We start from the raw sequence: 25,861 nt of genomic DNA, 5'->3' as shown, positions 1-25,861 counted from the left end.
AAGGAGAAAATAAATAATGACAAATGGTAGAGTGCCTATGACTCCAGCAGGAGAACAAGCATTAAGAGCAGAGTTGAGTAGATTAAAGAAAACTGAAAGGCCTGCGATTATTGAAGCTATAGCAGAAGCTCGTGATCATGGGGATCTAAAAGAGAATGCTGAATATCATGCTGCTAGAGAGAGACAAGGTATTATTGAGGGCAGGATTAAAGATATAGAATCAAAATTATCTAACGCTCAGGTTATTGATGTAACAAAACTTCAAGCTAATGGTATGGTCATTTTTGGAGCTACTGTCACAGTTATTAATGTTGATACAGAAGAAGAAACTACATACCAGATAGTGGGCGAAGATGAAGCTGATATAGATAATCATAAGATATCTGTTGTAGCGCCATTAGCTCGTGCTTTGATTAAAAAAGAAGTAGGTGATGAGATTATCTTAGATACTCCTAAAGGTAAAGTTACATACGAAATTGTAGATGTAGAATATAAATAATCTTTAACCTAATGGATATTCCTCTAAAAAATTCTTTATGAAAAAAATTATCATCAAGGGTGCAAAAACCCATAATCTAAAAAATATCGATGTTGAAATACCTAGAGATAAGCTTACTGTCATTACAGGATTAAGCGGTTCTGGTAAATCTTCACTAGCATTTGATACTTTGTATGCAGAAGGACAAAGACGTTATGTTGAGTCGCTATCTTCCTATGCTAGACAGTTTTTATCGATGATGGATAAGCCAGATGTTGAGCATATAGAAGGTCTATCTCCTGCTATTTCAATTGATCAAAAAACAACATCTCACAATCCGAGATCTACCGTCGGTACAGTTACTGAGATATATGATTATCTGAGGGTGTTTTTTGCTAGGGCAGGAACGGCTAAATGTCCAGTTCATCAAATAGAACTTAAAGCACAGACAATCAGTCAGATGGTTGATAAAATCCTAGAGTTTGATGAAAATACACGCTTAATGATATTAGCTCCAATTATTTCTCAAAAGAAAGGAACTCATCATACTCTGTTAGATAAGATATTAGCACAGGGGTATATTCGTGTACGTATAAATGGAGAGTTTTTTAATTTAGATGAAGATTATCCAGAGTTAGATCGCTACAAGAAACATAACATAGAAGTTGTGGTTGATAGATTTAAGCCTAAAAAAGATAATGAGCAACGAATTGCAGAGTCTATAGAAACTGCTTTAGATCTTGGTAATGGTATCGTCAAATTAGTAGATATGACTAACGAAACTGCTGATGATATTTTATTCTCATCTAAGCATGCCTGTCCGTTGTGTGATTATGCTCTCAAAGAGTTATCACCAAGAATTTTTTCATTCAATAGTCCATTAGGAGCTTGTAGTAGTTGCGATGGTCTAGGAGTCAAAGAATTTTTTGATGAGAAAAAAGTAATAATAGATCCAGCAATTTCACTTAAACATGGAGCAATTGTTAAGTGGAATAAGACAAATCAGTATTATTACTCACAATTTGAATCTTTAGCTGAGCATTATAAGTTCTCATTAGATGAACCTTTTGAAAAATTATCTAAAAAGATTCAAGAAGTAATCTTATATGGCTCAGGTGATGAGGCTATTAAGATGACTATTGATTCAATTAGAGGTGGTAGGCAAACTAGGGTCAAGCCATTTGAGGGAGTTATACCTCACTTTGAGCGTAGATACTATGAGTCTGATTCTGATATGGTCAAAAAAGACCTATATGAGCTTATGAGTAATCTCAAATGTAAGTCTTGTAATGGTGCTAGAATTAATGAATATGCTAGAAATATATTTATAGAAGATAAAAATATAGCAGATGTATGTGCCTTGTCTATAGATGATTTATTAAAATGGCTTGATGAATTAGAATTTGTAGGGCAGCAAAAAGTTATTGCAGAGAATTTACTTAAAGAGATTAGATTAAGAGTCGAATTTTTAGCAAATGTCGGTTTGGAGTATTTAAGCCTTTCAAGACAAGCTGATACTCTTTCAGGTGGTGAAGCACAACGCATTAGGCTAGCTAGTCAAATTGGTGCTGGTCTAGTGGGAGTTATGTATATATTAGATGAGCCATCTATCGGACTTCATCAAAGAGATAATCAACGTCTTTTAGATGCGTTGCATAATCTTAAGGATTTAGGTAATACAGTTATCGTCGTTGAACATGATGAAGATGCAATTAAACAAGCAGATTATATTATTGATATGGGACCAATGGCGGGTGTTCATGGTGGCGAAGTAGTAGCATCTGGGGATTATCAGGCAATTATCAAAAATAAAAAATCTTTAACTGCTGATTACTTAAGTGGTCGTAAGAAGATAGAAGTTCCAAAGACTAGGCTAAAAGCTAGTAAAAATCGTTATATTGAAATTAATGGTGCTACTGGAAATAATTTGCAAGGCGATAATTTAAAAATTCCAATTGGAGCTTTGACTTGTGTAACAGGGGTATCAGGTTCTGGTAAATCAACTTTGATAAATAGGACACTATACCCTTTGGCATCTAGATTACTAAACAGAAGTACGCTTGTACCTATGGAATATAAATCTCACAAAGGATTTAACCACTTAGATAAGGTTATTGATATTGATCAGTCGCCAATAGGACGTACTCCTCGTTCTAATCCAGCTACATATACAGGCGTTTTTACTCCTATAAGAGAGTTATTTGCAGCTACTGCAGAATCAAGATCAAGGGGTTATAGTGCTGGCAGATTTAGTTTTAATGTGCGTGGTGGTAGATGTGAAGCTTGTCAAGGTGATGGCGTTATAAAAGTTGAAATGCATTTCTTGGCAGATGTTTATGTTGCTTGTGATGTTTGTGAAGGAAAGCGTTATAATCGTGAAACTCTTGCCGTACAGTACAAAGGAAAAAATATATACGAAGTATTAGAAATGACTGTAGAGGAGGCTCTAGAGTTTTATGAAGCTGTTCCGAGTATCAAAACTAAATTAGAAGCTTTGATGAACGTGGGATTATCCTATATTAAGTTAGGCCAAAGTGCGACTACTTTATCTGGTGGAGAAGCTCAAAGAGTTAAGCTAGCTAAAGAGCTCTCAAAACGCTCAACGGGTAAGACTTTATACATTTTAGACGAACCAACAACTGGGCTACATTTCTATGATATTCATCAACTGCTAAAAGTAATTATGGATTTACGTGATAGAGGTAATACAGTAGTAATTATTGAGCATAATCTTGATGTTATTAAAATGGCTGATTGGATAGTAGATTTAGGTCCAGAGGGCGGAAGTAAAGGTGGGCAGATAATTTTTGAAGGAACACCTGAGGATATTACTAAATGTAAAAAATCTTATACGGGGAAGTACTTAAGTAATTTACTTTGATTAAGATGTTGAAACTTTATTTAAGTTATTAGGTTTGCAAAGTATCACATAAGCTAAGATAGCTAATAAGCCTAAAAAGTATATAACCTGAACCCATGCAAAAGCAGAAGAAGATATAATAGAATCAAAGCTTATATCTTTAACCCCAGAAAGCATTGCTAAAACCACACTCGCCCATGATATGGCAAATGCATTTGTTAGTTGAATTATTGAACTGTTAACAATTGTCGCAGGACTCATGTGTTCATCATTTTCAATGGAGTTATAAATTCCTGCATTACAAACTATAGTAAACATCCCAAAACAAATACCGATTATTATAAGTAAAACTGAGAATGCAAAAAAGTTAAAGTCAATAAAGACTATTCCTAGGCTCAAATATGTAAAAGCCATTATTGTAAGAGTTATCACAAAAAACTTATAAAAATGTAAGCTGATTAGTACTTTTTTTACTATCTTTTTAACATACCATGCTGGCATTATAAAAAACATTAATGCTAGGCCTGATTCAAAAGCAGAAAAGTGTTGCTTTGTCTGTAAATATAATGGCAGAAGGAAAGACATCCCCATTATCAGTAAGCGAGTCGTAGAGCTTATAATAGTAAGATATTTAAAGCAGTTGTTTTTGAAAATGTTTAGATTAATAACGGCATTATCACCTAATCGTATTGCATGTCGAAGATATACTACAAATAAAATTATAGATGATAAAAGTATTAACCATTTAATATTTGGAAGTATGCTTGCATCAATCATAAGATCAATAAAGAACATTAATAAAGCTATTGATATTCCAAGAATTAGAAAACCTTTAAAATCAAACTTTCTAATTTTTGCTACCGAAATATTAGGTAAGTAGATGCTTATTAGTATTATACAAATTAGCACAATAGGAAAGTTAATAAAGAATATCATTCTCCAGCCAATATAAGTTGTCATCGCACCTCCAACTAAAGGTCCAATAACGGGTCCTAATGTAGCAATAACTGCAACTATTGACATCGCTGTCAGTCGATCATTTTTGAATATTCTAACCATAGCCAAACGAGCAACTGGAGCAGTAAATGCTCCAAAGGCTCCTTGAAAGGCTCTAAATATTACTAAGCTAATAATATTTGTTGATAGTCCACAAGCTACAGAAGAAATAATAAACCCTATTAAAGAGATGATTAGAAGTTTTTTGCAACCTATTTTATCTGAGATCCAACCAGATGCAGGGATAAATAGCCCCAGAGCTAACAGATAAACAGTTACAGCTACCTTAAGAGCTAACGCATTTACTTGAAAATCATTTGCTATTTGAGGTAGGGCAGTATTAAGTGCAGAACCATCAATTAACTCTATGAGAAAAACTATACCAATTGTATAGGCTATTATTTTATTTTTATCCATTATAAATTTAAGAATTACGTTCGTTTTGACAACAATTAAGTATCATCAATAGATTAGTATATATTTATATTGCTCAATATCATATTGATATTTATACAATTATTTGGCAAAACGACTAGCTAATAATCGAATTTTTTACTATAGTATTAGTTGGATTTTAGTATTAAAACTTCATAAGGAAGAAAAAGGTAAAATAAATATATGGCACAAAATAATGATAATAAAAATAATATGCTTAAAAATATTATTTTTTGGATTTTAATCATTGGTGGGATGCTACTGCTTTTCAATGGTATCAATGATACGAATAGCTCATCTAAAAGTATTAACTACTCCTCATTTGTAACTAAGCTAAAAGATAACAAGATTAGCGTAGTAGACGTTGATGGTAGAACTATCACTGGTAAGACAGAAGATGGTGAAAGCTTCGTGACTTATGCTCCGCTACTTGATGGTAGTTTAGTCAATAAGTTAGAGGATAGCAAAGCTATTATTAAAGCAAAAGCACCTGAGAAGCCAAATATATTTTTAGCATTCTTGCTGAATTGGTTGCCTATGTTACTAATCTTTGGTTTCTTTATCTATATGATGATGAAAGCTGGAGGTGGTAGCAAAGGAGGTCCTTTCTCTGTAGGTAAGAGTAAAGCTAAACTTTTAGGCGAAGATGAGATCAAAGTGACTTTGGAAGATGTGGCTGGTGTCGATGAGGCTAAAGAAGAAGTGGCTGAGATCGTTGATTTTTTACGTGAGCCAAAAAAATATGAAAAAATTGGTGGTAAAATTCCAAAAGGTGTCTTAATGGTAGGACCTCCAGGAACGGGTAAGACACTTCTAGCAAGAGCTATAGCTGGTGAAGCTAAAGTACCATTTTTTTCAATTTCAGGTTCTGACTTTGTAGAGATGTTTGTTGGTGTCGGTGCATCTCGTGTACGCGACATGTTTGACCAAGCTAAGAAAAAAGCACCTTGTTTGGTATTTATTGATGAGATAGATGCTGTAGGACGTCATCGTGGCTCAGGTATGGGTGGCGGTAATGATGAGCGTGAACAGACTCTAAACCAAATGCTTGTTGAAATGGATGGTTTTGCTGATAATGAAGGCGTTATAGTAATTGCTGCTACTAACAGACCAGATGTTTTAGATAAGGCATTATTAAGACCTGGTAGGTTTGATAGACAAGTAAATGTAGGTTTGCCAACTGTTAAAGGCCGTGAAGCTATACTTAAAGTTCATATGAAAAAAGTAGCTTTAGGCGATGATGTTAGAGCTGATTGGATAGCGCGTGGTACTCCAGGATTTTCTGGTGCTGAACTTGCTAACCTTGTAAACGAAGCAGCACTATTTGCTGCAAGAGAGTCTAAAGATAAGATTAGCATGGCAGATTTTGAAAAAGCTAAAGATAAAATCTTGATGGGCTCAGAAAGAAGAAGTATGGCTATGACTGAAAAAGAGAAAAAGCTTACTGCATATCATGAAGCTGGTCATGCTATTATCGGTAAACTGATGCCTGAACATGATCCAGTTTATAAGGTAAGTATCATACCTAGAGGTAGAGCTCTTGGCGTGACTATGTATATGCCAGAGGGTGACACTGTTAGCCAAAGCAGGCTTATTCTACATGGACGTCTGTGCAGTATATTTGGCGGCAGAATCGCAGAAGAGCTTATATTTGGATATGATCATGTTACTACAGGAGCATCTAATGATATTCAAGTTGCTACAGATATCGCTCGTAATTATGTAGCTCGTTGGGGCTTGTCAGATGCTATGGGAACAGTCTTATATGATGTTGAAGATGAGGGTCCATTTGGTGGAAGTGGTGGTAAATCTGTCAAGATGTCAGATTCTACTATCCGTGAGGTAGATACAGAAGTACGTAAATTGATTGATAAGAGCTATAACAAGGCTAAGAAGTTATTGGAAGATAATGTCGATATACTTCATGCTATGGCCGATGCTCTTATGAAATATGAGACTATAGATGCATTACAGGTAGATGATTTGATGGCACGACGCGATGTGCGTGAACCAGGTGAGTACGGAGATAGCTATAAGCCTAGTACTGATGATGGTATGGTTATCGCTCCTGCTTTACCTGATGAGGATATTCCTGATTCATCTGATGAGTCTAATCCCAGAAATGATCTTTAAATATACAAACTTAAATCTTTTATTAATCAAAACAAACATATTTTAATTCTAGAAATATTCATAACAAAATCCAACATATATGAATAATAATTTTAAAGTTAATACTTTAATTAAAGTTAATGATATTAAAAGCTATAAAATTAAGATTTTTGTGGAATTTATGCTAATATATCTTCAGCGAAATTAAGATAAAGGGAAAAGATATGTCATTACCTACTCCTCATATAGAAACATTAAGAAAAGAAGAATTTGCAAAAACTGTAATTATGCCAGGTGATCCTTTAAGAGCTAAATATATTGCAGATAACTATTTAGAAAATGTTACAAGAGTTAATGCTGTAAGAAATATGTTTGGTTACACAGGTACTTACAAAGGCAAAAAAGTAAGTGTTATGGGTTCTGGTATGGGTATGGCGAGCATGGGCATTTATGCTTATGAGCTTTTTAAGTATTATGATGTTGATAATATCATTAGAGTAGGTTCAGCTGGTTCATATAAAGAAGAGTTCAAAGTCTATGATGTAGTACTTGTTGAAGAAAGTTACTGTGAATCTGATTTTGTTGAAATTGTAACTGGTGATAAGGCACGCGATGTTAAGTCTTCAGAAGAGCTTAATAAGGATCTTGAAGAGTCTGCAAAAAGACAAAATATAGAACTTAAAAAAGCAAAAGCACATTGTACAGACGTTTTTTATAGAAAAAATTCTGATGATTATAAAAAAATTATCAAAAAGTATGGTTGTGATTTAGTTGAGATGGAAACTGCTGCTTTATTTGCAACAGCAAATGAGTTGGGTAAAAATGCATCTGCAGTTGTAACTATATCTGACAGCTTCATAACAGGTGAATCAACTACTGCTCAACAAAGAGAGCAATCTTTCACTAACATGATGGAAGTTGCTTTAGGTACTATTACTGAGAAATAGTATATTTATTCTTTTAATTTATTAATTTCTAGTTTTATTTTTTCTAGTGCCTTCTTAGCTACTTTATTTGGTGGATTTATATCAGCTTTTTTTGTTTTATGGTTTAAATAGTCTACGATAAGCTCTATTTTCTCAACCCTTGAAAACAGAGTTGTTTGGTTTAATTTTGTAATAAACTGGTTATGTAGTTCTTTTATTTTTGATTTTAGTATTTCTTTGTCACTTTGTACTATTATCTTAGTTGGAGAGTAGAAGACTAGCTGAGTATCTTTTAGGTATGGTAGGTTTAGTTTATGTAATTGTTTATTTGCTACTTCTATAGTAGTACTTAGATTAACAGCTTTTGCTATTAAATCTTTGCTAGCGTAAGTTGATTCAGTAATTTTTTTTCTAGTTCGGTGTGAATCTATATTAGCAACTTTTTCTGGAATAATTTTTAAGCTCATAATAATCTAGTATATTTTGGTAGCATTACTTAGTTGAGAATAGAATATTTCAATAGCATTGTCTATAGCGGATTCTCTTCCTTTACTTGAACAAGACTTTACTACATATTGCTTAGGAGCTAATTGGCTAGATAAATTATCAGTTATTTGTAGCTCAATAGTTGTATTGATACAGTAACAATTGTTAATCAATCGGTTATCATAGTCTTTTAATTTTAGAGATATACTGATATTTGCAGAGTTTTTATTATCTGTGGTTATGTAGTTATTTACTTGTAGATATTTTTCTAAAGAGCTATAAAAAAAGCCACTATTTTGTTTATCAATATATATTTGTATAGTTCGCTTAACATTTAAAAGCTCATTATCTATATGATTTAGGGCTTCCATGTATTCATTAATATCAATACTAGGAGATAAAACTACTAGTGCTCTTAGGATAGATTTTATTATTTTGATATTTTTATCTACTTGTTGCGTAATATTAAATCTATAAATAGAGCTTTTGTTATATGTAGTGGAGAGTAGTTGACTTGCTTGTTTGATATTACTACTAATTAAATCTTTTAAGTCATTTATGGTTTGTGATTTATTTATTTGAATTTCTATATAGAATGTATTATCTGTTTGTGATTGATTTATTACTTGATAATTTAGAATTGTAACATCTGCAGAAGAAGTAGTGACCTCTTGGATAAGTTTCTGAGATACCTTATTGTTGTTAGAAATATTAGTGAAACTTGTTGTTGTTGACACAGTCACCTGAAGTCTTTGAATCATATCAGCTAGAGCATTTTGAGTTGCCTGTTGTGAGGTTTTACCTGAACCAAAGCCATATAAAACTTCATCTGTGTTTGATTGATTTGCTATAAACCATTGTGGAATAGATTCTATATTTGGATCTTCTATTTTAGATGGTTTATTGCTAGTTTTTTGCGCCTTTTGAATATCAGCATTTGTTCTAATATCATATTTCTTTTGAGTATTTGTGGAGCAACAAGATGTTAATAGACTTAATGTTATTAACATTAGCAGCTTTAGCTTAAAATATCTCATTATGACAGGTATATGGTCTAAATTCGTACAATTAATGTATCTATCTTAATTTAAATTTCTTATAAACTCTATATAATGTACATTTAGGTTATTATTTTTATTTAAAACTATTAAGTATTTGGTTAGTTAACAATGTTAAATTTAGTACAAAAAATTATAGGTAGTCGCAACGATAGATTCATCAAAAAAGTTTCTAAAACGGTCCAAAAAATTAACTCTTTAGAGCCTGAGTTTGAGAAACTTAGCGATCAAGAGTTAAAAGCAAAAACTCAAGAATATAAAGATAGAGTAGCAAAAGGTGAAGCATTAGATAATCTTCTTCCAGAGGCGTTTGCTACAGTTAGAGAAGCTGGTAAGCGTACCAAAAATATGCGCCATTACGATGTGCAACTTATTGGCGGTATAGTACTTCACCAAGGCAAAGTAGCTGAGATGAGAACAGGTGAAGGTAAAACTTTAGTTGCGACGTTACCAGCATATCTAAACGCTTTGACTGGTAATGGGGTGCATGTGATTACAGTTAATGATTACCTTGCAAAGCGTGATGCGGAATTAATGAGTGATATTTATGAATTCCTAGGATTATCAGTAGGTGTGATAGTGGCTGACCTAAATCCTGAGCAACGAAGAGAATCTTATGCTTGTGATATTACATATGGAACAAATAATGAGTTTGGTTTTGACTATCTTAGAGATAATATGGCTTATGATAAAGAACAGCAAGTCCAAAGAAGTCGTAACTATGTAATTATAGATGAGGTTGATTCAATCTTAATTGATGAAGCTAGGACCCCTCTTATTATATCTGGGGCATCTGATGATAGTTCTGAGATGTATAATCTTTTCAATAGATTAGTTCCATTTTTAGAAAAGCAAGAAAAAGAAGAGTTAGACGAGGATCAAGAGCAAAAAGATTTTTATGTTGATGAGAAGTCTAAAAATGCATATTTAACTGAGAAAGGTTATGCAAAAATTGAAAGTATGCTTAAGAAAGAGGGCATCCTTGAAGAAGATGATAATTTGTATAGTCCGCATAATATTACAAAAATGCACTATTTAAATGCATGTTTGAGAGCTCATTCATTGTATCAGCTTAATATTGATTATATTGTGCGTGATCAGGAGATTGTTATTATCGATGAAAGTACTGGTAGAGCTATGCCAGGGCGTAGGTGGTCAGATGGTTTGCATCAAGCGATAGAAGCTAAAGAAGGTGTCAAAATTAATGCTGAAAATCAGACAATGGCATCTATTACATTCCAGAATTTCTTCAAGCTATATAACAAAATTGCAGGTATGACTGGTACGGCAGATACAGAAGCTTTTGAGCTTCACTCCATTTATGGATTAGAAGTAATAATTATTCCTACTAATAAACCATTAATTAGAAAAGATCATCATGATGAAATATATGGTAGTGTAAGAGAGAAGTTTGATGCTATAGTTGAGGATATCAAACAAAGAATATCTAAAGGTCAACCAGTATTAGTTGGTACTGCTTCTATTGAAGCATCTGAAGTTTTATCAACTTTGCTGAAGAAAAAGAAAATTAGACACAATGTATTAAATGCTAAGCAGCATGAGAAAGAGGCTAGTATTATTGCCATGGCAGGTTATCCAGGTAATGTAACGATCGCAACAAATATGGCAGGTCGTGGTACTGATATCATTTTAGGTGGTAATTTGGAAGTTGAAATTGCACAGCTTGAGGATCCTACAGCAGAAGAGGTTGCCCAAATTAAGGCAGAATGGGTTAAGCGAAACGAGGTTGTTAAAAATGCTGGTGGATTATGTATTATTGGTTCAGAAAGACATGATTCACGTAGGATTGATAATCAGTTAAGAGGTCGTGCTGCTCGACAAGGTGATCCAGGTGAGAGTAAATTCTATCTATCAATGGATGATAATCTTTTGAGGATTTTTGCTTCTCAAAGTATGGCTGAAAGAGTTAAGAAAGGTCTAAAAGGTGGTGAATCATTAGCTTTTGGTTTTATGTCAAAAGTTATATCAAAAGCTCAAGGTAAAGTTGAAAGTTATCATTTTGATATCCGTAAAAACTTACTAGAGTATGATAATGTTGTGAATACTCAGCGTAAAGTTATTTATGAGCAAAGACAAGCATTTTTAGATTCTGATGATGTTAGTGAAATTCTTGCTGATATTCGTATAGATGTGGCGGAACAGTTATTTCATGATTATGTGCCTGCTGGCTCTATGCATGAACTGTGGGATCTTGAGGGTCTAGAAAAGGCACTTAAGTCTGATTTTATGATAGAGATTGACTTACAAAAGCTTTATGAAGAAGATGATAATCTAGGAGAAGAAGATCTTAAGAAGTTTGTAAGAGAGGCTATAGAGTTTGAATTTGCTGAGAAAACTAAAAACTTAGAGGTCGGTGCAGTTAGACAATTTGAGAAGTTCTCATTATTACAGTCATTAGATAGTCACTGGCGTGAGCATTTAAGCTCAATCGATCATTTACGTAATAGTATAAATTTACGTGGTTATGCTCAAAAAGATCCAAAAAATGAGTATAAGAAAGAAGCTTTCGAGTTGTTTTCAACTATGCTAGATAACTTTAAGTATGAGGTTATATCTTCACTTGCCAAGATAAGAATTGCTACGGAAGAAGAAACTCAAAGAGCTCAAGAAGAATGGAAAGAGTCTATGAGTGAAATCAAAGCCGAGCATGAAAGTGTTATTGATAGTAACCAATCAGAAGATGATAAAGAGCAAGAAGAAGCACCAAAAGTTCAGCAAGTTAAGAGAGAAGGTCCAAAAATAAAAAGAAATGATCCGTGTCCTTGCGGTTCGGGCAAGAAATATAAACAGTGTCATGGTAAAGTAGTAGATTAACTTTTTCTAATTTGATTAAAAAATGATGTGAATATAGGTTTTTTAAATCCCTGATTTGGTTGTTATTTGAAGTCGATCTGTATAATCTCGATAAGATTGTAATTTATATCAAAGTGAGAGCTATATTAATTAATGAGAATTAGATAGTTTGGAGTAAGTATAGAAAGCTTTTAAAGAGGAGTATTGTGTGTCTTTAAAGGCGAATTATCTTCTATTTCTACACGAGCACCACTAATAAAGCATGCAATAAAAATATATAGGCTAAGAAGGACTATAATTTCTGTTGATGTTTGATAATCAAAATTAGTATAAAGTTGATTTAATGTTTCATCTGAGACTTTAAAATTGGAACAAAGTTCATCTGCTACTTTACAGATTAAGTTTTCTTCAGTAGACAGATCTGTAACAGTGAAGCTTGATTTTATGATTTCTACGTCTTTGTCTGTTACACCTGAAGCTTTTGAAAGATAATAATGTTGGTAGTTTTCATATTCTGATTTAGTGTTTCTAGCGATTCTTAGTATCCCTATTTCTCTCAGTCTGTCAGGAATTTTTCTTTGATCAGAGTAGATGACAGCAATGAGATCAATCATTTGTATAAAACCTTGCGGATAACCTGTAGCCATCTTTTTATATAAATTGATATTGGGAAGAGTCTTTAATTTTTCCTGAACATTTTTAGGAAGTGTATCAATTGTTGGGAATTTTATGTCCATAATTTTTTATCCTTTATTTGAAACTTACAACAGTTTGTATCTTTGATCTTTTTTATTATTTTATATAGAGACTATATTTTAAATATACCCAACTACACTAACGTATTTACTGGAGTCATAAATATCTTTATTATGTCTTTAATACTATAAATCTAATAATAAACTAGTGAATCTTATAATATGATAGATAACAAAACAAGGTGCTTTGGCTCAAACTCACAGATATATGCTAACTATCATGATAATGAATGGGGTATTCCTAAATATGATGACAGGGAGCTTTTTGAGCTTTTGATATTAGAAGGAGCTCAAGCAGGTCTTAATTGGGAAACTATTCTAAAAAAACGTCAAGCTTATCGTGATGCTTTTTATAATTTTGATCCTATTAAAGCTGCAAGTATGTCAGATTCTGAACTTGAATCTCTTCGAGACAATCCAAATATTATCCGTAATAAATTGAAAATCTATTCTGCTAGAAAGAACGCTAAAGCATTTCTACAAATTCAAAAGGAGTTTGATAGTTTTAGTGATTATATATGGGCATTTGTAGATAATAAACCTATTAAAAACCACTGGAAATCTCATCAAGAAGTTCCAATCTCAACTTCTATTAGTGAGAAAATCTCAAAAGATCTCAAAAAAAGAGGGATGAGTTTTGTTGGACCAACTATAATTTATGCTTATATGCAAGCAGCTGGATTAGTTAATGATCATTTAGTTGATTGCTGGTGTTACACTGAATATATATAAAAGCTACTTATGGTTTTATATAAAACTATTTTATTTCATTTTGATTAATATTACATATAATTAATAAATGTTACTTTTTTTAAAAAAGTGAGTATGAACGTTAGTATATATAGAAAAATTAGTTGGCGAATTTTACCCTTTTTAATTGTATGTTTTACTCTTGCATATATAGATAGAGTCAATGTCTCTTTTGCTAAGATTCAAATGATGTCAGAACTTGGGTTTTCTGAAACTGTATATGGCTTAGGGGCTGGGATATTTTTCATAGGTTATTTTATATTTGAAGTGCCTAGTAATTATTTGTTAGTTAAAGTTGGCGCTAGTAGGTGGTTAGGCTTCTTAATGGTAGTGTGGGGTGCTTTGTCCTCTTTGACTATGTTTATAGACTCTGCGCAACAGTTTTATTTACTTAGATTTTTACTAGGTTTAGCAGAGGCCGGATTTGTTCCTGGAGTTATTTATTATTTATCTGAGTGGTATCCTTCATATAGGAGAGCAAAAGTTACAGCCATATTTTTAAGTTCGATAGCTCTTTCTGGAATCGTTGGGGGCCCTATCTCTGGATTTATTATGAATATCTTTGATCAATATTATTATGGGGGTTGGAGAATGCTATTCTTAATTGAGGGGATTCCTACAATTATTCTTGGGTTTATGGCACCAAGTTTATTAAGTTCTATAGATAAAGCAAAATGGATAAATCAAGCTGAAAGAGAGTATTTACACAAACAATTAGAAAATGATTGTGCAAATCAAGAATCGCCTAAAAAGTTAGCTGTTTTTATGGATATACGTGTTTGGTGGTTATCTGCAATATATTTTTGTGGCATTACAGGGCTATATACAGTCTGTTTTTACTTGCCAGCTTTAATTAATAATGTGGGTATAAAAAATATTTTTGCAATAGGTGTTATATCGGCAATACCATATATATCTGCCATAGTAGCAATGATAGCTATTAGTGCAAGTTCTGATTATTTTAAAGAAAGAAAATATCACTTCATAGTAGTAAATATTATCGCAGTAATAGGTTTTTTAGGTATAGCAGTTTTTGATAATAATATTTATTTTGCATTGATATTTATGTCATTAGCCACAGCAGGGATTTTAACATTAGTATCTCTATTTTGGAGTCTACCAGCTACCTTGATGAGCGGTATGGCAGCAGCTATTGCAATAGCTATAATCAACTCTGTGGGCAACTTATCAGGGTTTGTTACACCATATTTGATAGGCTATATTATAGATACTACAAAATCTATTTCTCCTGCTCTCTATATTATTTCTGTAGTAGTTTTATTCGGATCAGTTTTGCTTTATAGGTTCTCTAAAAAGGTAGATAATATCTAATCTTAAACTTGAGCTTTTAATTAATTTTGTTATAATATGGTGTCTAGTTTTGTAACTAGGTACTATGGAATAATAACAAAAAGTCAGAAGTCTATTGATTATAGGCAGTTCTGAGGATTTAAAATCTAATAAATGGAGTAATAAATGTACGCGATAATTAAAAATGGCGGTAAGCAATACAAGGTTAAAGAAGGCGAAGTTGTTAAACTTGAGAAATTCGATCTTGGTATTGGCGAAAAAGTTGAGTTTGATACAGTTTTGATGGGTCAAACAGCAGAAGGCGAAGTTAAAATAGGCGCTCCTATTGTAGAAGGTGCTAAAGTTGTAGGCGAAGTTGTAGAACAAGGTCGTAACAAAAAAGTTAAGATCATGAAGTTCCGTCGTCGTAAGCACAGCATGAAGCAACAAGGTCACCGTCAGTATTTTACAGCGGTAAAAGTTTCATCTATTAGTTTATAATTTTATTAAGAATATTTAAGGAGTATACAAATGGCTCATAAGAAAGCTGGTGGTAGTACTAGAAACGGAAGAGATTCAAACCCTAAGTATTTAGGTGTTAAAAGATATGGTGGTGAATTTGTTAAAGCAGGTACAATTATTCTGCGTCAAAGAGGTACTAAGACTCATCCTGGTGTGAATGTTGGTTGTGGTAAAGATCACACTTTATTTGCTCTTAAAGATGGTACTGTTAAGTTCCATGTTGGTGGTGCTTTAAATCGTAAGTTCGTTTCAATTGACGAATAATCTATTTATCTATATCTATCTTTTTGAAAATATCATCATTTCATAATGAGTATTTGCTGAAAAAGATATCATAATTAATTATTTTCTAGATATAATCTTTACTTTAAAACTTAAAGTTAATTATATGAGTTTCTACATACCTTTGTTTTTATTTTGTATATCATCTACTATTACGCCTGGACCAAATAATTTGATGTTGTTGATATCATCGATAAGATTTGGTGTGAGAAAGACATTATCTCATTATTTAGGAGTTTGTCTTGGTTTTCCTTTTATGGTTTTAATCATAGGGATTGGCTTAGAGTCAATCTTTATAAATCATCCAACACTACATACAGTGATAAAAGTTGTAGGCGGTATTTATATGTTATGGCTGGCTTTTAAGATAATTCTATCATCTAATTTAGATGATGAAAAAAGTAGTAAACCACTAAGCTTTGTTCAAGCAGCATTATTTCAGTGGATAAATCCTAAAGCTTGGATTATGGCAATTGGAGTTGTATCTACTTATACGGTTGTTAGTGCTGATATGAGCTTGATGTTTCAAGTACTTATTATAACAATTATTTATATGATAGTTTCATTTCTATGTACAGGATTTTGGTTATTTGGAGGTAGCTCAGTCAAAAGAATTTTAAATAATGAAAATCATTTAAGAGTATTTAACTTAATCCTAGGATTATCGCTTATACTTTCAATTGTACTTATGATTTTTGAGTAATTACTTTAGCTTTGTCTTTTTTGGAATTTAGCAGAAATAAACATACCAAGTAATACGCCTATTATGATAATTGCTATCATAATTGTCGCTAGGGCATTTATTTCTGGAGTAGGGCCATTTTTGACAGTTGAGTAAATATACATTGGCAGAGTAGGGTTATCACTACCAGCCACAAACTCTGTGACAACTAAATCATCAATAGATAATGTAAATGTAAGTAATGCTGATGTAATCAATGCAGGTATAAGTTGAGGTAAAGTTATTTTAAAGAAAGTCTCTATAGGACCAGCACCTAAATCTAGAGCAGCTTCCTCTAATGATATATCTACACTAGCTATACGTGATTGCATTACTATTGCAACATAAGCTGTACACATTGTTACATGTGCTATAACTACCGTAGTAGTTCCTCTCTCATGAGGCCAGCCGATAAGATGTTGTAATGTTGAAAACATTAATAATAAAGCTACACCAAGAATGATATCCGGCAAAACAAGTGGAGTAGCTACAAGACCATATAAAAAACTTCTCGATCTAAAAAATTTAAATCTAGTCATAGAGTAGGCTACTATAGTTCCAAGTATTGTTGCAATAATTGATGTTATTGTTGCTATCTTTAGGCTAGTAAAAGTAGCATTTATAATATCTTCATCATTAATTACTTCATGATACCAGTCAAAAGTAAAGCCACCCCATAAGTTTATAATCTGAGAGTCGCTAAATGAGAAAACTACTAGGATTACTAGAGGTATATATAAAAATATCAAGCCAAATACAAGCATTATGCTACTAAATGAAAATTTTTTCATTGCTTATACCTCCTAAACAAAAGTTCTCTTAGCTTGTATACGTTGCATCCACAGAATGGGTAATACTAGTACGACTATTAGTACTACAGATATTGCAGCAGACATACCCCAGTTGTTAGATGTAAAGAACTCTTCCCAAATAACATTTCCTATCATTAATGAATTCATCCCACCCATGATCTGTGGTACTACCACTTCACCAATAGCTGGAATAAATATTAACAAGCTACCGGCAATCAAGCCAGGCATAGATAATGGCAGAGTTATTTTAAAGAATGAGTTTATTGGTTTAGAACCTAGGTCTTCAGCTGCATCATATATACTAGGATCAATTTTTATCAATGTGCTATAAAGTGGTAATATCAAAAATGGTAAATAACAATAAACCATACCTAGATACATTGAAAAATCATTATATAACAAAGCCATACTTGGTAGACCTAGATCCATTAAGAATTGGTTAAGAGTATGATTGCCTAGTAATGTTACCCAAGCGTAAGTTCTAAGTAAAAATGAAGTCCAGTATGGAATAATAATCAAGACTAAGAAGAAGATTTGAGTATTTTTTTTAGCTCTAGATAAAGCTAAAGCCATAGGGTAGCCAATTAAGATACACAAAGCAGTGGTTATAAAGGCAACTTTAAAAGATTTAAGTAATGATATGAATATAAGATTGTAATGAATTAATTCAATGTAATTACTCAGATATAGGGTGAAGTTTACAGTTGAGTCTTTGAATTGCATCAAAGATGTAACTGGTGGAGTACCATCTGTTGGTAATGTAAAACTGATACCTATAACAAATAAGAAAGGTATAAGTAAAAATACCATAAACCATACAAAAGGAACTAAGTACACTAAAGTATGTCTAAAGCTTTTTTCTAAGTTTTGCATTATGAGTATAACACCATGATATTTTCTGATTCCCAAGTGAGATATACTTCATCATCCCAAGATGGATGATCTGCATTTCTCTCAATATTAAAGTCAGTAGACTTAATTATATTGCCATTAGCTGTCCTAACATGGTAAGTAGATAAACCTCCCATATAAGCAATATCTTCAACAATACCTTTAATACAATTTACAGGTTTGTTAGGATTGTAATCTTCTGGTTTGTCTTTACTTATAACAATCTTTTCAGGACGTAACCCAACCCAGATTTCTTGATCTTCAATAGCTTCTATGTTTCTTCTTAATACAAAATTAGTGCCAGCTTGTTCTGAAGTTATGATACTTCGAGTTCTACTTACTGCTTCTACGCGACCTTCAAAAATTGTACTTTTACCAATAAAATTAGCTACAAATCGACTCTTAGGGAATTCATAAATTTCAGAAGGAGTACTTACTTGCTCTAGCCAGCCGTCAGTCATGATACCTATTCGAGTAGACATAGTCATAGCCTCTTCTTGATCATGAGTTACCATTATAAATGTACTGCCTGTCTGTTCTTGAATATCTACAAGTTCAAACTGCATCTGATCACGCAAGTTTTTATCTAGAGCTGATAATGGTTCATCTAGGAGAATTAATTTAGGTCTTTTTGCTAAACATCTTGCTAGAGCTACACGCTGACGTTGCCCACCAGATAATTGATGTGGTTTTCTTTTAGCAAGATGATCCATTTTTATGATTTTTAGAGCAGCATCAGTAGCTTTTTCTATTTCTTCTTTTTTTAGAGATTTCTCTTGTTTTAAACCGAACATAATATTTTGTTTAACATTCATATGCGGAAAAAGAGCATATGATTGAAACATCATATTAACAGGTCTTTTGTATGGTGGAGTATTAGACATATCTACACCATCAATAATTATTTTGCCATCAGTAGGTCTTTCAAAGCCTGCAAGCATTCTAAGAAGAGTACTTTTACCACTTCCTGAGCCACCTAGCAAAGAAAAAAACTCTTTTGGATAAACATCAAGATTAACAGAATCAACAGCTAAATGACCATCATCAAACTGTTTTGAAAGGTTCTTTATAGAAACCAAAGGTTTTTTTGAAGATTTTTGCATCTTTAGTTCTATATAAATTAGTTAAGATTCTTAATAATAAGCAATTTTTATATAGAAAAAAAGTAAATATTAGAATTAATAACTATTATTTATATTATTGTATCTTTATCGTTTTGTTAAACTAGCTAAGAATAATAAGTATAATGTAAATAGTAGCATTATATTTGGTAGTCAAATATGAACAAATTATCATCAGTTTTTGTTAATGTAGATGAAGAATTTACTAGATATATATTAAAACCTGAAATATCAAACTTACCTAATTGGTTTGATGGAAAGGTTTTGAGAGTCGGGCCAGCTAAATTTGAATATGGGAATATTAAATTGAATCACTGGTTTGATGGACTGGCTATGTTGTATAGCTTTAGATGTAATGATAGGGAAATTTATTTTTCAAATAGATATTTAAGATCTGAGCAATATCTAGCTGCTACTAAAGGACGTATAAAGTTCGATGAGTTTGGTACAATTGTGCCTTATAAATTTGCCAGAATAAGATCATTAATCAAAACTATATTAGGAGTTAAGGTAGAAAAACCAAGTTGTAATGTAAATATCCTAAAAGTGAAAGATAGTTTATTGGCAACTAGTGAAGTAACTACTATGATTGAGTTTGATAAAGATGATCTGCAAACATTAAACGAATTTAGATTTGGTGATAAAATCAAAGGGCAGTTTAGCTGTGCGCATCCTCAATTCGATCCTATAACAAAAGAGCAGTTTAACTTTGTCGTCGATATATCAAAAAAATGTAAATATACTATTTATAAAATTGCGAAAAACTCTTCACAAAGAACAAAAATATATGAGTTCTATGATAATCAATTTATATATAACCATACGCTATTTCTTACAGAGAGCTATGTTGTTTTATATTTGGGCCCATTAAGAGCAAATCCACTTGATTTTTTGACTAAGCCTGTTTCAGAAGTGATCTCCCATGATCCAAATGCAAAATGTAAATTAGTGCTTATCAATCGAAAAACACATAAAGTGAGCATGTTGGATATTTCAAGTATGGTCTTCCTTCACAGTGTTAATGCTTTTGAACAAAATAACAAAATATATCTAGACTTTATTGAGTATACCGATAATCTTGAACCATATAAGAAGTTCTATTTTAAAAATATTGAGAGTAATGATTGTAGGCTAAAAACACAGCTAACACGTATGGTCGTTGATATCGGTCGTAACACTATAGAGAAAAGTATTATTACAGCTCTTAATGTTGAGTTCCCAAGGATTAATGAGAAATATCTAATAAAAAACTATCGTTATGCTTATCTAGTTAAGCGTACAGATCAAGCAGAATTTTTTAATAACATAATAAAAATAGACTTATCAAATAATGATATCGTTGAATATTGCTTTGGAAATAATTTTGTCTCAGAACCTATATTTATAGCTAATCCACAAGCTCAAACTGAAGATGATGGTCTTATATTTGTAAATGTTATCGATACAGATAAGAAACTTAGTTATATTGTCTATTTAAATGCAACTGATTTAAGTTTAGTATATAAAGCATATTTACCAATCCTAATTCCTCCAGCTCTACATGGAATCTATCTTAAGTAAGTTGTGCATTAGACTAAATAATCAATTAAGTGTAAGCTATTGCAGTTACAGGTATATTGGAGATTGTGATGTTAAAATATTTTATATTGATAATCATTTTGCTATTTTTAGGCTCTTGTGCTCAGACAAAACAAGATTTAATTAATATGACGGCAGAGAACTATCATGTAAAAGCAGATCATGTAAAAATACATAGCGAGATTGACAGTAAACCAATTTATTTTTGGATAGCTACTGTTGATAGTGAAAAGGTAGTATGCACTTACGCTCCAAATTATGCGATATTTAACTATGGAGCCTTAAGTTGTCATACATCCAAAGAAATAGAGAAAATGAGTTGATAAATAATAGTTTTGTGCCAAGATGAAGCAAGATTTGACTAGTTATTATGCTTCAAAAATACCACGTAAATTAAAACTGATAAAAATAAAGATATTATTTATATCTGTACGAATTAGCGCTACTATATAATTACACTTACTTGTTTTATTATAGAATATGCTCAGTACTATGAAAAATATAATTTTTGATTTTGATTCAACATTGATTAAAAAAGAATCGTTAGAGTTAATCTTAGAGCCATTATTAAAACAATCTCCTTCAAAGCTAAAAGAAATTGAGCATATTACCAATTTAGGTATGCAAGGAGACATTTGTTTTAGAGAATCTCTTGAAAGAAGATTAGCTATTGCAAGTCCAACAAAGCAAAGTATCAAAGATTTTGCAGATAAGTATTGTCCTGATTTATTGACAAGTGGTATCAAAAAAATAATCGAAACACTTAGAAATAAAGGTTATCAAATATGGATTTTTAGTGGTGGATTAACGGAGAGTATCGAGCCATTTGCAGATTATTTGCATATTCCACGAGACAATATATTTGCAGTAGATATTGTTTGGAATGACGATGGAAGCTTTAAGACTCTTGATAACTCTAATGGAGCATGTAATTCAAAGTTAAGCGCTTTTGATAAAGTCAAAGATTTGATAAATGGTGAAATTATAGCTGTTGGTGATGGTTATACAGATTATCAGCTATATGAAAGCGGTTATGTTAATAAGTTCATAGCATATTTTGAACATGTTGAAAGAGAAAAAGTGTCACAATTATCTAAATATATAGCTAGAAATGTAGATGACTTAGAGCTATTGCTTTTCTAACTTTTTGGCAGATATTACCGAGTGAATAAATGCTATAAACAATACTAGTATTCCTATAGAACCACTAAACCATTCTGGAATATGAACGAATATCTTTAGTAATAGCACAGCTGCTAAAAAACCAATAGCGTAGTGAGCACCATGTTCTAAATATATATATTTTGCCAGAGTTTTCTTTTCTACAAATAGTATGGTCAGTGATCTTACAAACATTGCACCAATACCAAGACCAATCATAATTATGATAATATTTGCTGTAATAGCGAATGCACCAATTACACCATCAAAACTAAATGATGCATCTATTATTTCAAGGTAAATAAATCCCATTATGCCGTTGCGAGCAACTGTCGAACTATCTATATGCGATGTATCAAATATGGAGTTAAGCATACCAATGCTTTCATGTACAACTATACCTAAAAAGTAAGCAATTGCTAAACTGCCTTGATAATCAGGTTCTGCATCATAGATGATTATTAAGCCAATAAAGATTGCAAATAGAATATATCCACCATTATAATCACGTATTTTTCTTGTAATCCTATTGTTCTCAACTATAGGTATCCAATGATGACCTTCATTTTCACTGAGAAAAAAGTTCAGAAAAACCATAAGTAAGAAACTACCACCAAAACTGCAAATATAGGGCATCGAATGTTCTAATATATTTTGATACTGTTGAGGATCGTTTAGAGCAAGTGTAACTACGTTAGTAAAATTAATACCACTTGTGACACTTACCAATAAAATTGGGAATAATAAACGCATACCAAAAACGGCAATCGGTAAACCTAAGTAGATAAAGATCTTTTGCCATTTTTGTGACATTTGTCCAAGAATTTTTGCATTGATGACGGCATTGTCAAAACTAAGAGAAATTTCAAGTATGGCCAGAATTAATACCGAGTATATTGTTTCTAATGGAGCAGTTGGATAAATAAATATAGCAATACCGACACCAATAAGAGTTACAAAGAAAGAACCATAGAAGTATTTTAAAATTTTCAAAGCGATCAAAAAGTATGTTTTTAACGAGTAGATTTTAACATATAATGATATTTTACAAGATATTTTCAAGGTAGTTATATGTCGTTAGCATTGTATACGATTATTTTTTTAGGATTATGTTTCTTTTTATGGCGTAATTTTATGAAAAATAAGGAATATGCTGTAGATGTTGCTCAACGTTCAACGGCAAAATATGATTTAGAGTTGCTAGATGAAACTGTTTGTTTACGTAAAATAGATGTTAAGCTTGAGAATAGGCGTTTAGTTTTTTATAGAGTATATTCATTCGACTATAACAGTTCATTATCTGATGACAGATTTAGAGGATATATAGTAATAAGAAACGGTAGGCTTGATGATATTGTTATATCAGAATTTGAGAAGGCTGATGTTATCAGAGAAAATATAGTATCTGAACAATTTGAGGATTCTCAATCAGGATCATCAGTACATAATATTATAAATTTTGATGAAGAAGGAAAATTATGATTATTCATTTACACCAGTTACCAAAGTTAAAAGGCAGAAATTATAGCTGTAGTCCTTTTTGTCTAAAACTTGAACTATATCTAAAAGCTACTGATTTGAGTTATCAGAATCATTTTAGTTTGGAGTTTAATAAGTCACCAACAGGTAAGATGCCATATATAGAAACTATGGGTAAGAAATTCGCCGATAGCAATCTCATTATCGAAATGTTAGATAAGCAAAATCACAATAATTTGGATGAGCATCTAAATTCTGAGCAAAGAGCTATATCTACAGCATTCATAAGATTATGTGAGGATAGCTTGTATTGGGTTGGAGTATATAGTCGCTGGGCTGATAAAGATAATTATGCATGGAAGAAAGAGTTTCTAGAATCAACTAAACTACCAAAGGCTATGGCGAGTATAGTTTATCCTGTTGCTAAGAGAAACATTCTGCGTCAACTAAAGGCTGCTGGTGTTACAAACCTAACTAATAATGAAATTTATTCAAAAGCGGAGCGTGATTTAAAGGCTATAGCAGACTATTTGGGTGAAAAAGAGTATTTCTTCAATTCTAAACTATCATTAGTAGACTTGGTAGTGTTTAGCTTTCTAATTAATATTGCTGACGGCAGTTGTGGGCGAAGATTGCAGAACTTTTTGGTTAGTCTTAAACTTGATAATTTTATTAAAAATATGCAAGAATCATTTGAGCTTGATTTTTAATCTACGCGACTACTTTTCTACTAAGTAGTACTTTAAAGAGTAATAATTTAACACGATTTACTGTTTGACTAGTTCAAATAGCTTTAAAACGGCTTGTCGCTAATATGAGGAGGATCTGTAAGTGCAGCATATAGAAGAAAAACAAAGAACAAAATATTTTATTTCATTATTCTTGTTACAATTATTTGAAAGGTTTAGTTTTTTTGGTTTCTTTTATATCTTAATATTCTTCTGTATAAATAAGTTAAATCTTACAGAGTCGTATGCTTCAACTTTTGCTGGTTCTTTTACTGCGCTTTGTTATGTTTTAAGCTCATTAGGGGGCTTTATTTCTGATAAAGCTTTAGGTGTTAGAAGAACCTTAATAGCTGGTGGTATCTGTTTACTATTAGGATATTCATTATTAGCAACTAGCGATATGCTAATGAATTTTTCGATTTATATTGGGTTGGCAATGATTATCGTTGGAGCATGTTTATTTGTGCCGATGACTTTAAACAGTGTGTCTAGATTATATGCAGGAGATCCAGCAAAGCTAGATTCTATATATGCGTATTTTAATATGGCTAACAATATTGGGGCATTATCAGGTGCTATTTTAATACCTTATTTAAGTAGTGCGGACTCTTACGGCTTAGAAAATAGACACTATGGAATTGCTTTAGGGGTGTGTGCTTGTGGAGTATTGTTAGCTCTTGGTAATATATTTATGAATAAAAAGTTATTTTCAACAATAGCAGCTCCTGTAGGCAAAAAAACACTTAGTTTTCAGCAGTTAGTTTTAGCTATAGTAGGTATAATATTTTTTGTATCAGTAGTTACAGGATTACTTTATTTTAGTAGTCTAATTATCATTGTGCTGGTTTTAGCAGTAGTTATGATTGTTGGCTATTTTATAAATATTACTTTTCAGCAAGATAAAGAGTATCGTTTGAAAATGTTACTTTTATTAGTATTTATATTTTACGCAACAATATTCTTTATGACCTATGCTCAAAAGACAACGTCATTTTTCTTATTTAATGTTCACCATGTGGATTTGAATGTTTTAGGTATTAAGCTAAATTCGCAAACTGTACCAGGACTATTAAATACTTCAGGGATTTTAATTTTCTCTCCAATTCTTGCTATGTATTTTAACAAGATGGGCGATAGATTAAGATCAACTAGTAAGTTTGCTTTATGTTTATTATTTGCTGGTATATGTTACGCGTTTTTATACTTCGTTTGTGTATTTAATGATCCATCTTCAAAAGTTTCATTTTGGTGGGAAGTAGTAGCAGTTGGAGTATTTTTTTCATGGGCTGAGATTATGGCAACAGCTGTTGGTTTATCTTTGATAACCCAACTTGTTCCCACTAAGGTAAGAGGCTTTTGTATGGGGATGTGGTTCTTAACTTGGGCTGTTGGGATCAAGCTTGGTGCATACGTAGCTTCGCTTTATGCTAGTAAAGATTTAGCCAACTCTAAAAGCTCTCTACTAGTTGGTCAAGCTAAGATTAATAGCTATTTAGGATATGAAAATTTGTTTATGTGGATAGCTATAGTTACTATAGTTGCAGCTTGTTCACTTCTGGTTTTAAAAAATAAAATTAATAATGTAATTTATAAATAATGTGGGAAA

The 25,861-nt window shown here is 32.0% G+C and carries 24 protein-coding genes; 16 read left to right on the top strand and 8 right to left on the bottom strand.

Annotated elements, in window-relative coordinates; translation table 11 throughout:
- Nucleotides 1-16: 16 nt before the first annotated feature.
- Nucleotides 17-499, top strand: a complete 483-nt coding sequence (gene greA / locus FTPG_RS08510; protein WP_004288047.1) for a transcription elongation factor GreA — start codon at nt 17-19, stop codon at nt 497-499.
- A 37-nt stretch (nt 500-536) separates the two neighbouring features.
- Nucleotides 537-3,359 carry an excinuclease ABC subunit UvrA gene (gene uvrA, locus FTPG_RS08505; RefSeq protein WP_004288046.1) on the top strand — a complete coding sequence of 941 codons (2,823 nt, stop codon included), beginning with the start codon at nt 537-539 and terminating at the stop codon, nt 3,357-3,359.
- On the opposite strand, the gene FTPG_RS08500 is transcribed toward uvrA, so the two are convergent.
- Nucleotides 3,360-4,751, bottom strand: a complete 1,392-nt coding sequence (locus FTPG_RS08500; protein ID WP_004288045.1) for an MFS transporter — start codon at nt 4,749-4,751, stop codon at nt 3,360-3,362.
- A 201-nt stretch (nt 4,752-4,952) separates the two neighbouring features.
- Between FTPG_RS08500 and ftsH the strand changes: the two genes are divergently transcribed.
- Together ftsH and deoD are read left to right on the top strand one after the other, a co-directional pair.
- Nucleotides 4,953-6,902 carry an ATP-dependent zinc metalloprotease FtsH gene (gene ftsH, locus FTPG_RS08495; protein ID WP_035722643.1) on the top strand — a complete coding sequence of 650 codons (1,950 nt, stop codon included), beginning with the start codon at nt 4,953-4,955 and terminating at the stop codon, nt 6,900-6,902.
- Between the two features lie 203 nt (nt 6,903-7,105).
- Nucleotides 7,106-7,828, top strand: a complete 723-nt coding sequence (deoD, locus tag FTPG_RS08490; RefSeq protein WP_004288043.1) for a purine-nucleoside phosphorylase — start codon at nt 7,106-7,108, stop codon at nt 7,826-7,828.
- Between the two features lie 5 nt (nt 7,829-7,833).
- Here deoD and FTPG_RS08485 read toward each other — a convergent pair whose 3' ends face one another.
- Nucleotides 7,834-8,274: a hypothetical protein gene (locus tag FTPG_RS08485; RefSeq protein ID WP_004288042.1), complete on the bottom strand. Its 441-nt coding sequence runs from the start codon at nt 8,272-8,274 to the stop codon at nt 7,834-7,836.
- Nucleotides 8,275-8,280: 6 nt separating this feature from the next.
- Nucleotides 8,281-9,330 (bottom strand): LPP20 family lipoprotein, encoded by a 1,050-nt coding sequence (locus FTPG_RS08480; RefSeq protein WP_035722641.1) that lies wholly within the window; start codon nt 9,328-9,330, stop codon nt 8,281-8,283.
- A 132-nt stretch (nt 9,331-9,462) separates the two neighbouring features.
- On the opposite strand from FTPG_RS08480, the gene secA reads away from it, so the two are divergent.
- Entirely contained in the window at nt 9,463-12,186 is a 2,724-nt protein-coding gene (gene secA, locus FTPG_RS08475; RefSeq protein ID WP_004288040.1) for a preprotein translocase subunit SecA, read from the top strand.
- A gap of 170 nt (nt 12,187-12,356) precedes the next feature.
- Here secA and FTPG_RS08470 read toward each other — a convergent pair whose 3' ends face one another.
- Nucleotides 12,357-12,902, bottom strand: coding sequence for a carboxymuconolactone decarboxylase family protein (locus tag FTPG_RS08470; protein WP_004288039.1), 546 nt, complete (start codon nt 12,900-12,902; stop codon nt 12,357-12,359).
- Nucleotides 12,903-13,082: 180 nt separating this feature from the next.
- On the opposite strand from FTPG_RS08470, the gene FTPG_RS08465 reads away from it, so the two are divergent.
- The 5 genes from FTPG_RS08465 (at nt 13,083) to FTPG_RS08445 (ending at nt 16,467) form a co-directional block, all read left to right on the top strand.
- Nucleotides 13,083-13,652 carry a DNA-3-methyladenine glycosylase I gene (locus tag FTPG_RS08465; RefSeq protein WP_004288038.1) on the top strand — a complete coding sequence of 190 codons (570 nt, stop codon included), beginning with the start codon at nt 13,083-13,085 and terminating at the stop codon, nt 13,650-13,652.
- Nucleotides 13,653-13,745: 93 nt separating this feature from the next.
- Entirely contained in the window at nt 13,746-15,002 is a 1,257-nt protein-coding gene (locus FTPG_RS08460) for an MFS transporter (RefSeq protein ID WP_144402391.1), read from the top strand.
- Between the two features lie 144 nt (nt 15,003-15,146).
- Nucleotides 15,147-15,461, top strand: coding sequence for a 50S ribosomal protein L21 (rplU, locus tag FTPG_RS08455; protein WP_004288036.1), 315 nt, complete (start codon nt 15,147-15,149; stop codon nt 15,459-15,461).
- Nucleotides 15,462-15,491: 30 nt separating this feature from the next.
- Nucleotides 15,492-15,746: a 50S ribosomal protein L27 gene (gene rpmA, locus FTPG_RS08450; protein WP_004288034.1), complete on the top strand. Its 255-nt coding sequence runs from the start codon at nt 15,492-15,494 to the stop codon at nt 15,744-15,746.
- A gap of 124 nt (nt 15,747-15,870) precedes the next feature.
- The gene (locus tag FTPG_RS08445) at nt 15,871-16,467 is read left to right on the top strand and encodes a LysE family translocator (protein WP_004288033.1); all 597 of its coding nucleotides are present in this window, start codon (nt 15,871-15,873) and stop codon (nt 16,465-16,467) included.
- 5 nt (nt 16,468-16,472) lie between these two features.
- On the opposite strand, the gene FTPG_RS08440 is transcribed toward FTPG_RS08445, so the two are convergent.
- The 3 genes from FTPG_RS08440 to FTPG_RS08430 are packed head-to-tail and all read right to left on the bottom strand — an operon-like array spanning nt 16,473 to nt 19,291.
- A complete protein-coding gene (locus FTPG_RS08440) occupies nt 16,473-17,276 on the bottom strand; it encodes an ABC transporter permease (protein WP_004288032.1) in 804 nt (267 codons plus the stop codon).
- Nucleotides 17,277-17,288: 12 nt separating this feature from the next.
- Complete coding sequence (locus FTPG_RS08435) at nt 17,289-18,170, bottom strand: ABC transporter permease (protein WP_035722638.1); 882 nt, start codon at nt 18,168-18,170, stop codon at nt 17,289-17,291.
- Nucleotides 18,170-19,291 (bottom strand): ABC transporter ATP-binding protein, encoded by a 1,122-nt coding sequence (locus FTPG_RS08430; RefSeq protein WP_003015139.1) that lies wholly within the window; start codon nt 19,289-19,291, stop codon nt 18,170-18,172. The genes FTPG_RS08435 and FTPG_RS08430 overlap by 1 nt, the downstream gene beginning before the upstream one ends.
- A gap of 177 nt (nt 19,292-19,468) precedes the next feature.
- On the opposite strand from FTPG_RS08430, the gene FTPG_RS08425 reads away from it, so the two are divergent.
- From FTPG_RS08425 to FTPG_RS08415, 3 genes are all read left to right on the top strand, one after another.
- On the top strand, nt 19,469-20,869 hold the full coding sequence (locus FTPG_RS08425; protein WP_004288030.1) for a carotenoid oxygenase family protein: 1,401 nt from the start codon (nt 19,469-19,471) through the stop codon (nt 20,867-20,869).
- Nucleotides 20,870-20,937: 68 nt separating this feature from the next.
- Nucleotides 20,938-21,210 carry a hypothetical protein gene (locus FTPG_RS08420; protein WP_035722635.1) on the top strand — a complete coding sequence of 91 codons (273 nt, stop codon included), beginning with the start codon at nt 20,938-20,940 and terminating at the stop codon, nt 21,208-21,210.
- A 169-nt stretch (nt 21,211-21,379) separates the two neighbouring features.
- Nucleotides 21,380-22,030, top strand: coding sequence for an HAD-IB family phosphatase (locus FTPG_RS08415; RefSeq protein WP_004288028.1), 651 nt, complete (start codon nt 21,380-21,382; stop codon nt 22,028-22,030).
- Here FTPG_RS08415 and FTPG_RS08410 read toward each other — a convergent pair.
- Nucleotides 22,016-23,041: a DUF475 domain-containing protein gene (locus tag FTPG_RS08410; protein WP_004288027.1), complete on the bottom strand. Its 1,026-nt coding sequence runs from the start codon at nt 23,039-23,041 to the stop codon at nt 22,016-22,018. The genes FTPG_RS08415 and FTPG_RS08410 overlap by 15 nt on opposite strands.
- Nucleotides 23,042-23,119: 78 nt before the next feature.
- Between FTPG_RS08410 and FTPG_RS08405 the strand changes: the two genes are divergently transcribed.
- From FTPG_RS08405 to FTPG_RS08395, 3 genes are all read left to right on the top strand, one after another.
- Nucleotides 23,120-23,530: a DUF3301 domain-containing protein gene (locus FTPG_RS08405; protein ID WP_004288025.1), complete on the top strand. Its 411-nt coding sequence runs from the start codon at nt 23,120-23,122 to the stop codon at nt 23,528-23,530.
- Nucleotides 23,530-24,237 carry a glutathione S-transferase family protein gene (locus tag FTPG_RS08400; protein ID WP_144402403.1) on the top strand — a complete coding sequence of 236 codons (708 nt, stop codon included), beginning with the start codon at nt 23,530-23,532 and terminating at the stop codon, nt 24,235-24,237. The genes FTPG_RS08405 and FTPG_RS08400 overlap by 1 nt, the downstream gene beginning before the upstream one ends.
- Before the next feature lie 121 nt (nt 24,238-24,358).
- Nucleotides 24,359-25,852 carry a peptide MFS transporter gene (locus FTPG_RS08395; RefSeq protein ID WP_004288021.1) on the top strand — a complete coding sequence of 498 codons (1,494 nt, stop codon included), beginning with the start codon at nt 24,359-24,361 and terminating at the stop codon, nt 25,850-25,852.
- The last annotated feature ends 9 nt before the right edge of the window (nt 25,853-25,861 follow it).

This window comes from Francisella philomiragia subsp. philomiragia ATCC 25015, assembly GCF_000156715.1.
Taxonomy (GTDB): Bacteria; Pseudomonadota; Gammaproteobacteria; order Francisellales; family Francisellaceae; genus Francisella; species Francisella philomiragia.
Note: the sequence above shows the minus strand (reverse complement) of the source record. Positions and strands in the feature narration are given on the sequence as shown.

Bases quoted from the DNA above. Each gene is read 5' to 3' on its own strand.
- deoD (WP_004288043.1), top strand. From the start codon at position 7,106: ATGTCATTACCTACTCCTCATATAGAAACATTAAGAAAAGAAGAATTT.
- rplU (WP_004288036.1), top strand. From the start codon at position 15,147: ATGTACGCGATAATTAAAAATGGCGGTAAGCAATACAAGGTTAAAGAA.
- uvrA (WP_004288046.1), top strand. From the start codon at position 537: ATGAAAAAAATTATCATCAAGGGTGCAAAAACCCATAATCTAAAAAAT.
- ftsH (WP_035722643.1), top strand. From the start codon at position 4,953: ATGGCACAAAATAATGATAATAAAAATAATATGCTTAAAAATATTATT.
- FTPG_RS08420 (WP_035722635.1), top strand. From the start codon at position 20,938: ATGTTAAAATATTTTATATTGATAATCATTTTGCTATTTTTAGGCTCT.
- FTPG_RS08430 (WP_003015139.1), bottom strand. From the start codon at position 19,291: ATGCAAAAATCTTCAAAAAAACCTTTGGTTTCTATAAAGAACCTTTCA.
- FTPG_RS08440 (WP_004288032.1), bottom strand. From the start codon at position 17,276: ATGAAAAAATTTTCATTTAGTAGCATAATGCTTGTATTTGGCTTGATA.
- rpmA (WP_004288034.1), top strand. From the start codon at position 15,492: ATGGCTCATAAGAAAGCTGGTGGTAGTACTAGAAACGGAAGAGATTCA.
- FTPG_RS08415 (WP_004288028.1), top strand. From the start codon at position 21,380: ATGAAAAATATAATTTTTGATTTTGATTCAACATTGATTAAAAAAGAA.
- FTPG_RS08480 (WP_035722641.1), bottom strand. From the start codon at position 9,330: ATGAGATATTTTAAGCTAAAGCTGCTAATGTTAATAACATTAAGTCTA.
- secA (WP_004288040.1), top strand. From the start codon at position 9,463: ATGTTAAATTTAGTACAAAAAATTATAGGTAGTCGCAACGATAGATTC.
- FTPG_RS08465 (WP_004288038.1), top strand. From the start codon at position 13,083: ATGATAGATAACAAAACAAGGTGCTTTGGCTCAAACTCACAGATATAT.
- FTPG_RS08425 (WP_004288030.1), top strand. From the start codon at position 19,469: ATGAACAAATTATCATCAGTTTTTGTTAATGTAGATGAAGAATTTACT.
- FTPG_RS08485 (WP_004288042.1), bottom strand. From the start codon at position 8,274: ATGAGCTTAAAAATTATTCCAGAAAAAGTTGCTAATATAGATTCACAC.
- FTPG_RS08405 (WP_004288025.1), top strand. From the start codon at position 23,120: ATGTCGTTAGCATTGTATACGATTATTTTTTTAGGATTATGTTTCTTT.
- FTPG_RS08435 (WP_035722638.1), bottom strand. From the start codon at position 18,170: ATGCAAAACTTAGAAAAAAGCTTTAGACATACTTTAGTGTACTTAGTT.
- FTPG_RS08445 (WP_004288033.1), top strand. From the start codon at position 15,871: ATGAGTTTCTACATACCTTTGTTTTTATTTTGTATATCATCTACTATT.
- FTPG_RS08460 (WP_144402391.1), top strand. From the start codon at position 13,746: ATGAACGTTAGTATATATAGAAAAATTAGTTGGCGAATTTTACCCTTT.
- FTPG_RS08500 (WP_004288045.1), bottom strand. From the start codon at position 4,751: ATGGATAAAAATAAAATAATAGCCTATACAATTGGTATAGTTTTTCTC.
- greA (WP_004288047.1), top strand. From the start codon at position 17: ATGACAAATGGTAGAGTGCCTATGACTCCAGCAGGAGAACAAGCATTA.
- FTPG_RS08470 (WP_004288039.1), bottom strand. From the start codon at position 12,902: ATGGACATAAAATTCCCAACAATTGATACACTTCCTAAAAATGTTCAG.